This window comes from Chryseobacterium sp. UF-290, assembly GCF_058245615.1.
Window position 1 is genome coordinate 1 of the sequence record NZ_JBSICB010000048.1, and the last position, 316, is coordinate 316.

Here is a 316-nt window from a genome sequence, read left to right on the forward strand (position 1 = left end):
TAAAATACCTTGCAGGCTATTATGTATCAGAAACTGAAATTGATTCCAGCCAATTATCAGAATATCTTTCGGGATGTCTGCCTGAGTATATGATACCGAGTGTTTTTGTTCATCTGACGGTTTTACCGCTGACAATCAATGGCAAGCTGGATAAACGAGCCTTACCAGAGCCTGACTTTACGGGCAATAAGGATTATACAGCTCCTGAAACTGAGCTTCAGCAGCAGTTGTGTCAGATCTATGGTGAAGTTTTGGGGATTGATTCCGGGCATGTAGGTATTCATGATGACTTCTTCAGATTGGGAGGAAACAGTAT

Annotated in this window: 1 protein-coding gene; it reads left to right on the forward strand. The window is 41.8% G+C overall.

Annotation, left to right across the window (positions count from 1 at the left end; genetic code table 11):
• A partial coding sequence (locus AC4IF5_RS20445) for a phosphopantetheine-binding protein (RefSeq protein WP_490737798.1) occupies positions 1-316 on the forward strand: 316 nt, incomplete at both ends.